The sequence below is a fragment of the Natrinema soli genome (assembly GCF_028618695.1).
Genome location: NZ_JAQIVI010000283.1, coordinates 1 through 12,199 on the forward strand (window position 1 = coordinate 1; position 12,199 = coordinate 12,199).

At 53.4% G+C, this 12,199-nt stretch carries 8 protein-coding genes and 4 pseudogenes; 9 read left to right on the forward strand and 3 right to left on the reverse strand.

The genetic code is table 11. The features are described 5' to 3' along the window. The 3 genes and pseudogenes from PGX04_RS17185 to PGX04_RS17195 all read left to right on the forward strand — a co-directional run. Positions 1–556 (forward strand): electron transfer flavoprotein subunit alpha/FixB family protein (locus tag PGX04_RS17185; protein WP_273739637.1); only part of this gene is annotated, 556 nt, incomplete at its 5' end. An 18-nt stretch (positions 557–574) separates the two neighbouring features. Further along, a pseudogene (locus PGX04_RS17190) lies at positions 575–1,179 on the forward strand (Fe-S oxidoreductase); the annotation flags it as partial. 174 nt (positions 1,180–1,353) lie between these two features. Beyond that, complete coding sequence (locus PGX04_RS17195; protein ID WP_273739638.1) at positions 1,354–1,818, forward strand: phosphopantetheine adenylyltransferase; 465 nt, start codon at positions 1,354–1,356, stop codon at positions 1,816–1,818. Between the two features lie 275 nt (positions 1,819–2,093). On the opposite strand, the gene PGX04_RS17200 is transcribed toward PGX04_RS17195, so the two are convergent. The 3 genes and pseudogenes from PGX04_RS17200 to PGX04_RS17210 all read right to left on the reverse strand — a co-directional run. Continuing rightward, positions 2,094–2,459: a Rieske (2Fe-2S) protein gene (locus PGX04_RS17200; RefSeq protein ID WP_273739639.1), complete on the reverse strand. Its 366-nt coding sequence runs from the start codon at positions 2,457–2,459 to the stop codon at positions 2,094–2,096. Positions 2,460–2,463: 4 nt separating this feature from the next. Then, on the reverse strand, positions 2,464–3,597 hold the full coding sequence (locus PGX04_RS17205; protein ID WP_273739640.1) for an amidohydrolase family protein: 1,134 nt from the start codon (positions 3,595–3,597) through the stop codon (positions 2,464–2,466). A gap of 154 nt (positions 3,598–3,751) precedes the next feature. Beyond that, positions 3,752–3,962, reverse strand: a pseudogene (locus tag PGX04_RS17210) (hypothetical protein); the annotation flags it as partial. 863 nt (positions 3,963–4,825) lie between these two features. On the opposite strand from PGX04_RS17210, the pseudogene PGX04_RS17215 reads away from it, so the two are divergent. The 6 genes and pseudogenes from PGX04_RS17215 to PGX04_RS34695 all read left to right on the forward strand — a co-directional run. Continuing rightward, positions 4,826–5,444: pseudogene (locus PGX04_RS17215) on the forward strand (IS6 family transposase). 1,100 nt (positions 5,445–6,544) lie between these two features. Next, positions 6,545–7,318 carry an IclR family transcriptional regulator gene (locus PGX04_RS17220; protein WP_273739641.1) on the forward strand — a complete coding sequence of 258 codons (774 nt, stop codon included), beginning with the start codon at positions 6,545–6,547 and terminating at the stop codon, positions 7,316–7,318. Positions 7,319–7,728: 410 nt separating this feature from the next. Continuing rightward, complete coding sequence (locus PGX04_RS17225; protein WP_273739642.1) at positions 7,729–8,862, forward strand: amidohydrolase family protein; 1,134 nt, start codon at positions 7,729–7,731, stop codon at positions 8,860–8,862. 8 nt (positions 8,863–8,870) lie between these two features. After that, entirely contained in the window at positions 8,871–9,236 is a 366-nt protein-coding gene (locus PGX04_RS17230; protein WP_273739643.1) for a Rieske (2Fe-2S) protein, read from the forward strand. Positions 9,237–10,074: 838 nt separating this feature from the next. Continuing rightward, positions 10,075–11,535, forward strand: coding sequence for a YjiH family protein (locus tag PGX04_RS17235; protein ID WP_273739644.1), 1,461 nt, complete (start codon positions 10,075–10,077; stop codon positions 11,533–11,535). Between the two features lie 574 nt (positions 11,536–12,109). Further along, a pseudogene (locus PGX04_RS34695) lies at positions 12,110–12,199 on the forward strand (fumarylacetoacetate hydrolase family protein); the annotation flags it as partial.

A 12,199-nucleotide genomic window follows, 5' to 3' on the forward strand; every position in this document is an offset into this window, starting at 1 on the left:
GATGTACGGCGGGAAGGTCGAGACGACGAACGAACTCGCGGGCGAGGCGGTCGTCACGATCCGGAGTGCCGAATGGCCCCAGGCCGAAGGCACCGGCGACGCGTCGATCGAGGCCTTCGACGCCGACATCGACGAGGACGCCATCGGCTCGACGGTCACTGGCTTCGAGGAAGTCGCCGGCGGCGACGTCGACATCAGCGAGGCCGAACTCCTCGTCTCGATCGGTCGCGGTATCGAGGAGGAGGAGAACCTCGACCTGATCCGCGATCTGGCGGATGCGCTCGGTGCGACGCTGTCTTCCTCGCGCCCGATCGTCGACAACGGCTGGCTGCCCAAGAACCGACAGGTCGGCCAGTCCGGAAAGGTCGTCACGCCCGACGTCTACATCGCCATCGGTATCTCCGGCGCAGTCCAGCACGTTGCCGGCATGAAGGGCTCCGATACGATCGTCGCGATCAACACGGACCCCAACGCGCCGATCATGGACATCGCCGATTACGCCATCGTCGACGACCTCTTCGACGTCGTCCCCGAACTCATCGACAAGTTCCAATAATATAAGTCACCTTTTGACGTGGATACCGTAACACAATCTAACGTGGCGAGGGGGCGTACTGGGGATCATCAGCGTCGAATATGCGGTGTTCTACCTCCTTGCGTTTACTGCCATCGCCGTCCTCACCTACGGCATCTATCAGCGATGCTCTCGCCACGCCGAGGGGGACGCCGATTCGTTCGCTCGAGTCGACGATCTTTCGAATCAAATCGTCAGCAGCGCCAAGATCGTGCTCCCGAACGAGAAACAGTTCAACAGGGATCTCTACGGCAGACTGATTCACTCGTTTATCATGTGAGGATTCCTGACGCTGCTTATTGCGACCCTTATCATGGCAGATGAGTACGCCCAGAAAGTGTCCAGATGATGTTCTGAAAGGGCGATTTCTATCTTGCCTACTCGTTAATCATCGATGCGATGGGGCTGCTGTTCGTCGTCGGTCTCGGAATGGTGATCTACCGACGCTACTGAGTCCGTAACCACCGCCTCTGGAACCGCCACACCTCCACCGCAGACGACATCTTCATCTGGATGCTGTTCGCGCTCGGCGTCGGCGGCTTCCTCCTCCTCGAGGGGCTTCGATCTACAGCGCCGGCATGCCTGACCACGAGATCGGCAGCTTCGGCATCCTCTTCGACGACGAGAAGTTCGACGGCAACGACATCTGTCGTGTCGGCGAAGAGGGTGATTCGGTTACTATCTCATTCTGATCTCCGACATATCTGTCATTTATTGATTGGCGAGCGCCAGTGATGATTTTCAGCTATTTTATATGGGTGGTTCCGATAAGAGATTGTATGGATGTTGCGCTTGGTGGCACCTTCGATCCTATCCACGATGGTCATCGCAAACTATTCAAACGAGCTTTCGAACTTGGGGATGTAACTATCGGACTGACAAGTGATGAACTCGCACCGAAAACACGACACGTTAAGCGACATATCAGGCCATATGAGTTGCGTAAAGAAGAACTCAACTACGAACTCGAAACGCTTGCAATTGATCACAACCGCGAGTTTGAAATACGCCCGCTTACGGAACCAACTGGAATCGCGACTGAGCCCCAATTCGATACTCTAGTTGTCTCTCCTGAAACTCAAAAAGGAGGAGAACGAGTTAACGAGATCCGCTATGATAGAGGTCATGAACCGCTTGAAATTGTAGTTGTCCCCCATATTATGGCCGAGGACGGAGATGTTATTTCAAGCACACGAATTCGCAACGAAGAGATCGATGAACACGGAACTGTGCTTGATAACTGACCAACTGTTTCAGTATATGGCCATTTCATTTTCAATAATAACGGTAATTATCTGGCTGCTCAATTTCGGAAACGTCTATGGCGACTCTGATATGGCTGAGAACCTTCAATACGAGCCGGATTCGTACCACCGCTGAACTGGACAACAAGAACGGCGTGTAGGGAATAGTTGAGTGTTGCACGGCTGTGGCAACTGCCGAGGTTCCAGGAGACCACGCGGTGTGATGTGTTCGACCCACTGTGCGACCGAAGAGACTCGTCTCAGATCGTTGTCGCTCAGATTCGAACGAGGATATCGTCGTCGTTGACCATGCAATCGAACGTTCCAATGCGCTGCCCAGACGCCTCGTGTTCGCCCGTCTCGAGGTCCCATTCCCAGAGGTGCCAGGGGCACGAAACCGTACAGGCCTCGGTATCGACGCCTCCGCGTTCTTCCGTCCACGTGTCCTCAGCATTGATCTTCTGATCACCTGCCTTACACAGCGGGGCGCGTTGATGAGAACATCGATTACTGATCGCGTAGTAGTCGTCGCCGGTGTTGAACACGGCGATCTCGATGCCGTTGACATCGAACCCTTCGCCCTCACCTTTTGGAATATCTCCGACCTCAGCAACCTTTGTGAACTGGTCAGTGTCAGTCATTGGCTTAGATGTCGAGAATCTGTTTGGCGTTCCCGTTGAGGATCTGTTCGCGCGTCTCATCGTCGAACGCCCGCGACGTGTAGAACCACGTCGGCGGGTCCAGCGTTTGATGGGGCCAGTCACTCGAATATATGAACATATCGTCGGCCATTGAAAGATTGAGGAGGTTCTCCGCGTCGCCGGCGTTCCGTGGTAGTGTGAACGGCTGTGTACAGAGGTAGATATTGTCCCGAAGATACTCGCTGGGTGCGCGTTGTAGGTGTCGTTCACCGGAATCCATTTTTCGGGGTGTGATCTGAACGTCCTCGGGATGCATCTCGTAGAATTCGTCCATCCGGTAGCGGAGGAACGGCACCCACCAGTGGCCGCCCTCTTGGATGACGACATCGAGCTCGGGATACTTGTCGAAGACGCCGCGCATAATCATATTGACGACGTTGACCATCGCATGGATCGGCCAATCAAAGCCCAATATTTCCGTCCAAGTGAGCATATCGTCGCCGATATAGGAATGCTGGGGCCAGTAGGCCAGCGAACCATGGAGTAGCAGCGGCAGGTCATTCTCAACGAGCGCCTCGAAGACGGGGTCGAACTGTTCGTTACCCCACGGAACCTTCGGATCGAACCACGAGTAGGCCGCGACGATTCCGTCCTCCTCGGCGACGCGATCAATCTCCTCGACAGCGTACTCTGGATCCCACTTCGGGACCATCATCGAGGTGTAGACGCCCTCGTCGACGAAGTGATCGAGCATGTAATCATTGGACGCCTGACACACTGCGTTTTTCAGAACCGGATGGTGCTGGAGGTTGAGGTTGTTGATTCCCGGGTTGACAATCGGTTCGTCGACCGCGATCGGGTCACAGGCCTCGCGGACATCCTCGGCGTACTTGGCACGCCCCTGCGTGAACAACCCTTCCTGCCCCTCCTTGATGGCATAGGCGGCATCCCACTTGCCCATTACCGGTGTCGCACCGAACTCCGTCGTCAGCTTATCCAGAGTCCGTTCGTCCTCGACATACGTCAGTAGCTCTTCTTCCTGCGGGTTGACGTGGAAATCGAGGTCCACGATGTAGTCCTCGAAGGCTGCTTCCGGGACTTCAGCGTCATCATCGAGTCTCTTGACAGATGATACCATACCACCCTATTTTGCCCGACCAACATTGAACGTTCTGGTTGATGATCGGCCGATACGGGCATGAGAACTGATATGACCAAGCTATAGTAGTCACTGACAGTCACTGGACACCCGATCGCGATGGCTGTGTGATGAGTGTGAATCGCTTCAGTTGTTAGTATAGTGTATAACCATTCGTCCATCGTATGTGTTTACCCGAAGGCACAACGGCCGGGACAACGTGAGTCCGCGAAGTCATCTTATTGTTGCTGACGGCTCGGCGAAGTTTTTCGTAGGGATAAGATCGTCTCGTGGACGAACATGCCCCAATCGTTTCGGAGTGTACCGATGATCTTCCGAAGAACAACCGGCTCACGAAGCGTCGATACCCCTTTCTCTATAGTTGAGGGCAGTTTCCAACGCTTGCATGGGTTCTCCGTTCTGGAGATGTATGGAAACTATTTCTGAGACATTGTTTGGCAGACAATCGCGGCTAAGGAGATCCTTGACAGTATTTCCGGCAATCTCTCCCGTAGAATTAGGAATGTTTCTCTCCATCCGTATACCTACTTTAGGTGTTAGTTAGTATCGCATGTAAATACAACTGTTGATTTCATACACTATGTGTAAAAATACGACATTCAAGTTATTACACAGGCAATAATCATTCAGGAGATGCCAGTAGTGGCCCGAATCTGTTGTGAGTAAGGCCAACAGACAGACCGAGTATACCAGTGAACTCTCCCTCATAGACGCATACTGACATTCACGAACTTTCAAGCGCAGTCTGACAACGTCGTCGATCAAGAAGTCCTCCAAGGAGCCATCGAAAGCGTCGAATAGGTAGGAGCTCACACCGTTAGGGATAGTTCACAAAACCCTGTGAGTTATTCTCTGATACTCTTTTGAGTTCTTTTCTATTTTCGACCGGTAGACGACTCTACTCGAGATCGGATCTATTTTCGATATTCTCTTCGAGATCATGCATGGCTTTAGCCCGTACTTCAGAGAATAAGGGACAAGTGTCTCCGTTCTCATCTAATTCTTGTAGAATCGCTTGACGAAGTGGATGTGAACAGGTACTGTGAAATTGGTCAATGTGAGGGCATTGCGTACAAGATGCTGGAACTGAAAGGTCTGGCATGCTCATCAGTAACAAAGAGACGGCACACTAAGAAGGTTCGGACAACCTCATCGGCTCTGTTCAGATACGGCCTGAAAAGTGAGGCGGTCAGAATTCTAGGTGTCCATGCCCGAATTCAGCTGCTTCACCGAGACTAGTAGCGGCATTCAATTAGATTTTGTGGAATGCGAGCAGACACCGTGCGAGCTGATGCGATTAAGTATCCAGCTTCATCCGTCCGAATTATCACTTTCAAACACTATTTCTGTCTTGGAGAGATTCGGTGTCGAATGGGCAATATTGACGATCCATAATTGGGCACAGAAAGTCGAGATACAGCCGACAGCGGGAAAACAGCTGGATCACGTTTGCTTGACGAAACCGTGATCCAACTCACTGATCAGCACTATTGGCTGTACGCTGCTGTCGATCTCGAAACGAACGAATCTCTTCACGTCAAACTCTATACAACGCGTACAACCGAACTTACTGAGATGTTTCTATGCGAACTCAGAGAGAAACACGGGTCTTCGACGTCGTGTTTCTCGTCGATTCAACTCCGTAGTTCAACGCTGCTCTCCATCATCTTGGACTAAGATTTCGATACGAAACACATGGAAATCAAAATGCTGTCGAACGTCTCTTTCAAGAGATAAAACGATACACCTCTCAGTTTGGAAACTGTTTCAGAAACACCGATCCAGCAACCGCTGAAACATGGTTGCAGAGCGACAAATACTGCTGAAATCAGTAATCCAAGTACTGCCTAGCGATGCGAGATCGTTCAGCATTACCACTTATTGTTCGCTTGTGGAATTACCACATAGAAATGCCAATAACTTCCTGTATAGCTTACTTTTATATAATCAATTAAATAAAATATTAATGATGCTAAGTCTGTATACGGATAGGCAATTACTGTGTAGTACCTCTTGAGGTAAATTCGAGAATAGATGGCTTCTCGCTGACAAACGGAGGCTGTTGATCGAGTTGCCAGCCATCGTCGATCGTTCGCTGCCCGTGATCCGGTCGGACGTGTCGGTGGCCTCACGGGATTTTTTCTCGCTCATCAGGATCACGCCGGCCGCTCCATCCGTGATTCCACTGCAGTCATAGAGGTGTAGCGGCGGTGAAATTTCCGGGCTCTCGCTGATTTCGTCTGACTCAATTTCCGACTGGAATTATGCGAAGTCAGTCCGAGAGACACCTCGATGCCCAGTAGTTCGGCAACCAGCGGCGCGACGTGCGTCTGGTTCGCAAACCGTTCGGGCTGCACTGTACCGATGAACAGCCCTTCGATGTCATCCGGGCCCACACGGGTACCTCATTGAACGTCGCTTTCCCGCTTCCTTCGCGATATCTTTTCAGGACGCGTTCCGCTCTCCCGAATCCGCGTGGCCTCCGCCGACGATTTCGACGTTACGGACCATCTCATTCATTCTCGAATTCGGGCTTGCGGTCCCGGCGGAACGCAGTCACGCCTTCGTACATATCTATAGGTCAAATGGAGAGCAATATCGGCGTTACTGACAGAGACCGTTTGGAGAGATCGAGACGGAGAACGTTCCCAGAAATACAGTACGCGCACCGTCTCGAGTCGAGGAGAGTTCCGTGTTGATAGCGATCTAACCGGTTGATATCACGGATTAGAAGGGTAAGGCCGAGGAATTCGACTCTGTTCATGAAGGGTGATCTCCTCGATTCATTGAGCACTGTGATCCACTCTAACCATGACAATATCTATTCAACACGGCAGATTGATCAGCACAGTTCATCATTGACGTGATCCTGTCGAGACGGATCCACCGTCGAAACCATTTTGCCGATTGCATGCGTTTAGCGCATATGACACCAAGAGACGGCCCGAATCGGCGGGTCAAAACGACCGATACACTCCTCGAGATACTCGCCGCGTTGCAGTCGATGAACGGTGCAACACTGGTGGAATTGACGGATGAGCTCGAGTTCGCAAAGAGCACGATACACAGTCACCTCACCACGCTCGAGAGCAACAAGTACGTCGTTCGGGACGACAACGTGTACGAATTAAGCCTCATGTTTCTCGATCACGGGCAGTTCGTCAAGAATAACCGAGCTATCTCCCGGCTGGGAGGACCGATTCTCGAAGATCTCGCTGCTGAGACGGGCGAAGTAGCGTGGCTCATCGTGGAAGAACACGGAGAAGCAGTATACCTCGATAAAGCGATGGGGGAAAACGCCGTCCAGACACATGCGAGGGTTGGCGGTCGGGCACATCTCCACCATCTCGCAACAGGAAAGCTGATTCTAGCGTACCTTTCTGACGAACGCGTCGAGGAGATCATCGACAGATATGGACTCCCCGAACTCACGCCTCATACGATCACTGATCCAGACGCGCTGCGGGCCGAACTTGATCAAATTCGTGAGGACGGCATCGCATTTAACGACAAGGAAACGATCACTGGATTGCGAGCGATCGGCGCACCGGTGTTGGGCGAAGACACGGTTTATGGTGCAATCTGTGTTTCTGGCCCCGCAAACCGACTTACCGTCGATCGTTGTTACGACGAGATAAAGCCGTTGTTGCTCGAAGCCACGAACGAACTCGAGTTGAAGTTGCAGTATCCGTCGAACTAACCGATTCTGTTCAGTGGCGTGAGTGGTATGTTCCATTGACAAACGGGCTCATCTCTTGGTCTCACTCGAGTAGCCGTCGTTTCCGGCGACGATTCGTGAATGGATGTACTCACTGACTTTTGATAGTCAGGTTCGGTGGCTCATTTCGAATCAGACGTGCTCGCTTTGACCCGATTCGTTCGATCATTCGGTATCACCGAATGCTCTGGGCTGTATATTACATACATACGACCGTAAACAGTAAGCGGATATCGAAGCGGTGATTCATTGGGTGAGCCATACCCGTTCGTTTCGGTCAGACTTATTCGGTAATTCCGGACGAAGTAATCGAATTAATCCGACTCAGCTGCTGATAGCAGTCGTTCAGCAACCAGAACCTTGAATATAGACTATATAGAACCAGCAGTCGTATGGTATCATCGGTCAAGCGGTTAGATAGTCGGGCCGAGGTCCCGGATCAGGCGTTCGAAGACGAGATCATCGATCTGGACTTCCATGTTAACCCGGAGGAAGATGAACTGCTGGAGTACGTCGAGGATGAGCGCGCGCTCGATAAGTTAACGACGGAGTTCGGCGCGACGCCGGTAATGGGTAAGTGGGACGCAGCCTACGCCATCAAAGAAGGGCAGGAAGGGTTGTTCACGCAGGGGCGGGCGAAATACGCCGAAGATGTTCGCGAGGCCTGTGACCCGATCGCGGTCGACGAACCGATCGTTAATGCGGGAATCAATAATCTCCCCCTTCAGCATCACCCGGTGTTGAAAAATGCCGTCTGTCAGGCGTCCAATGATTACATGCTCGATCACTTTGTCGACGAGGGGATCGCGACGTCGATGATGGTTCCGAAATGGGACCCCGAGTACGCCGTCGAGGAGATCGAGCGCGTCGCCGACGAGGACGGGATCGTCGCGGCCTACTCGTGGTTCGATCCGAAGGTTCCGTGGGGTAACGAGCAGTTCGATCCCGTCTTTGAGGCGCTCGTCGAGAACGATCTCCCGCTCGTGCTTCATGGCTCGCTTGCCTACTGGCCGCAGCACTCGCACATCGGTGACGATATGCTCACCTGGACGGAGGTGCTCGGGTTCGACTGGCCGATTCACGCGATGGTCAACGTCGTCAACATGATAATGCGAGGAGTCTTCGACAAGTATCCCGATCTCGACGTCGTGATTCAGGAAGGCGGCCACTGGTGGGTACCGTTCCTCCGCTACCGGATGGACGAGTTCTACGAAATGCACCCGGAGGACGTCCAGATCACGCCCCGAAAAATGGACTCCGGCGAGAGATATCTCGAGCGCGCGCCCAGCGAGTACCTCCGCGATAACATCTATCTCTGTACGCAGCCATTCGCACTACCACGCAACGCCAGTGATGCGGAGAACCTCCTCGACCTCTCAATGGCAAGTGACATGTTCATTTACTCGAGTGATTGGCCGCATCAGACGCTGGATCCGCCGACGTGGTTCTACACGTCACGTGCATTCGACGAAAACACGCGTGAACGCATCCTCAGTGAGAATGCCAAGGACATTCTCGCCTTCTAAACAGAAAAATGGTTGATAGTAATGACTTCACGAAGGTTGCAGAGGTCGATGAGATCCCCGAAGGCGAGGGCGAAGGATTCGAAATTGACGGCATCGAGATCGCCGTGTTCAACACCGGCGACGACTACTACGCGATCAGTAACCGATGTTCCCATCAACGCGCGCCGCTGTGCAAGGCCGGTGATCGGAAGATCAACGCCGAGGACACGTGGACGGAAGAACGCGGCGGCGTCGATACCGAGGCCTGTACGGTTTCGTGCCCCTGGCACCTCTGGGAATGGGACCTCGAGACGGGCGAACACGAGGCGTCGGGTCAACGCATTGGAACGTTCGATTGTACGGTCGACGGCGACGATATTCTCGTTCGGATCTGACTGGTCCCCTCTGACTGATTATATTCTGTATTGCTGATTCCGCTCGGGAGTGTGACCGCTCGCCGTCTGAAAGACCACGCCTATTGGCATCTCCTCAGAGGCACTGGCGTTGGTCGCGTACAACTGCCGAGTGTACGTATTAAACCGTACGTCACCGATGATCCGCTCACGAAGAGCTGTAACAAGGTTGGCCGATCGATGTCTTCGGTGACGTAATCGTATGCTGCTCGATCATCGATTGCTGGTCCGTCGTCGACGTCGAGAGCGGTGTGAGAACTCGCAGTCGTAGCCCGATCGGCGCTCGTCTTGACCGAGTAGTCAGCTTCTCACAGCGATTGTTCGTTCAAAGCTGTCTCACCGCCGAAAGCGATCGCCAACCGGGAAAGCACTATTCGGACGTATCACTCAGGACGTGTCCCTGAGATCGGAACGACTGGTGTGCTCAGTATGTCCGAGTAACACTGGATAGTATCGGCTGTCCGTCGACATCGCGATTCAGCAAACTGGTTCTCAGCAAATCGCACGCCCTCGTAGTGCCCACCAATCAGCCCACTGGTGACGTATCTTTACTGCTAACTCGAATTCCAACCGTACTTGTCAATCGATAATAGACAGGTTCGGTTGAAAACACGGGTTCGGTATCTATTGGCTGATCACCTGAAGCAGTTCGGTCTGGCGTGAGTACGCCGCTGTCGTCACCGGGAACTATCGATAGTTCGTGCCAGCACTTTCACATACTTACTACAACTTAATAATAAGTACTCGGACATCATTTATATATCATTGTTCCCGACATATGTTCGGTGCTTTTATGCCCCATGTTACGATATCTCGGATTATGTTCGGTAGCCAGAGTTGGGAGAACGACGATCACATATCTGGGGAGTCAGTGACTGCTGAAAAGAAATCGGTCGACGACGTGGCCTTCGCCGAAACAGGTTTTCGGCCGATACTAAAGTTCATCGCCGCATTCACGACAGGTGCATTCGTCTTTCTCGTCCCGGTTCAGTGGGAGGGACAGACGACGATTCCGCTCGATATCATGATGACGCTCATTCAGAATACGTCCATGCTCGCTGTCAACCTGTTCGCGTTCGGGTTGATCGCGGCGGGCGGGATTCTGACGTCGATATCACAACTCCACTATCGGGAAACAGTCACCGTCAGTGAACGAACGGAAGAGCTCCTCCAATTGGAGTACTGGCGGACATCAAACGTGTTCTGGGCGCTTCGAGCCGGTGCCCTCCTTTTCGCGTTGGCGATTCTCCTTAACATTGGCCCGCAATGGATGCTCATCGATCCGATCGTCAACACGGCCTGGGGGGCGCTCGTCATTACGGTCGCGCTCGTGATTCCGATCGGTTCGATCTTCGTCAACCTGCTCGCTGAACTCGGCGGATTGCAGTTCATCGGAACGCTTTCCCAACCGATTATGCGTCCCACGTTCAACCTTCCTGGCCGGTCGGCCCTCGATGGCGCAGCGTCGTGGCTCGGCTCGTTTAGCATCGGTTACTATCTCACTCGAAACGTCTTCGATCGGGGCGGATACAACAAGCGGGAAGTATTCGCAATCTGTACCTGTTTCGCGACCGCGAACGTGGGGACAGTCGGAGCGGTTACGGCCCTGCTCGATCTCCTCCATATCTTCCCGGTCCTCATAGCCCTATATCTTATCGCGACCGCGGTCGTCGCAGCGATCCTCGTCCGTATCCCGCCCCTCTCGACGGTGCCCGAGGAATACATCGCGGAGCCCGACCCGGAGCCGGAGTTTACCGGGACTGTCGGCGATTACTTCCGATTCGCCTTCAATGAAGGCGTGAAAACGGCGAAGGAAGGTGAATCGATACTACGTACATCACTTATCGGCTTCATCGACGGTCTGAAACTCGCCGGAATGGTCGTCGGATCAGTATTGACGATGTCGATGGTTGTTCTCCTCATCGAGGAGTACACTGCGTTCTTCAATTATCTCGCCACGCCGTTCGTTCCGCTCATGTCGATCCTCGGAATTCCGGATCCTCAAACGGCGACGATTGGCGTCATCCTTGGCGGTGCGGAGTTCTTCATTGGCGCGACGTTCGTCGTCGAAGCGGATATTACCACGCAAGTCTTTGTCGTGATCGTAACGAGCGCTCAGGCGATCTTCTTCTCAGCGCCGGCACCGATGATGGTCGATATGTTTGACGATATCCCGATGCGGTTCCGTGATCTGTTCCTCCTGCTAGTCCTCCGAACTGCATTACTCGTTCCCATCGCCGCGGTCTTGACCCACGGAGCAACGGCCATCGGCCTTATATAGATTCCACGGTAGACCACTCGTCGAATCCTCTCCTATCGGTAGCTTTTGATCCGTTCGACCGTCGTACTGCCATGCAATCCGCCACGGGAGACGAGTGCTTCTCGAACTGATCCGCAAAACGGCGGTGAGACTCATGACCAGTGCTTGGGCCACTTGTAACGCGAATCATCTAAGCATCGAGCTACTGACTCTGCAGTGATGTTCAGTGATTCTCGTTGAGGCCATCGGATAGGAGCCGTCCCGTACCGTCCATCTGTGTACTGAGATCGAGATGGTCGAGAATTTCGTAAGTCGTCGCAGTCGCGGGTCGTCGCAGTCGCGGCCGAGAAGAGCGGTACTCCGAACCTGTCCTCCGCTGCCTGAATCGAGTTCAGGGGCGGCATCTGCACACACGACGAGAGCACCTGACGGCAACCCGTGTGGCTGCTACCGCGCGACCCTCTAACACACGTCTGGTGATTCACACACAGTCATCCCGCCAGCGGCAGCGATTCGCAGCCACCGTGTTTGTCACGGTCGTCTCGAATCGCTCGAGAAGGGATAATTTATATGGCTGTACAGTAGTGAATCCACCATGCGATTCGTTAGATTCAACGGCGACCGCCTCGGTCTGTTGACTGTCGACGACGGCGTCATCGACGTCACCGACCGCCTCGGTCTCGAG

Bases quoted from the DNA above. Each gene is read 5' to 3' on its own strand.
- PGX04_RS17225 (WP_273739642.1), top strand. From the start codon at position 7,729: ATGGTATCATCGGTCAAGCGGTTAGATAGTCGGGCCGAGGTCCCGGAT.
- PGX04_RS17230 (WP_273739643.1), top strand. From the start codon at position 8,871: ATGGTTGATAGTAATGACTTCACGAAGGTTGCAGAGGTCGATGAGATC.
- PGX04_RS17205 (WP_273739640.1), bottom strand. From the start codon at position 3,597: ATGGTATCATCTGTCAAGAGACTCGATGATGACGCTGAAGTCCCGGAA.
- PGX04_RS17220 (WP_273739641.1), top strand. From the start codon at position 6,545: ATGACACCAAGAGACGGCCCGAATCGGCGGGTCAAAACGACCGATACA.
- PGX04_RS17195 (WP_273739638.1), top strand. From the start codon at position 1,354: ATGGATGTTGCGCTTGGTGGCACCTTCGATCCTATCCACGATGGTCAT.
- PGX04_RS17235 (WP_273739644.1), top strand. From the start codon at position 10,075: ATGTTCGGTAGCCAGAGTTGGGAGAACGACGATCACATATCTGGGGAG.
- PGX04_RS17200 (WP_273739639.1), bottom strand. From the start codon at position 2,459: ATGACTGACACTGACCAGTTCACAAAGGTTGCTGAGGTCGGAGATATT.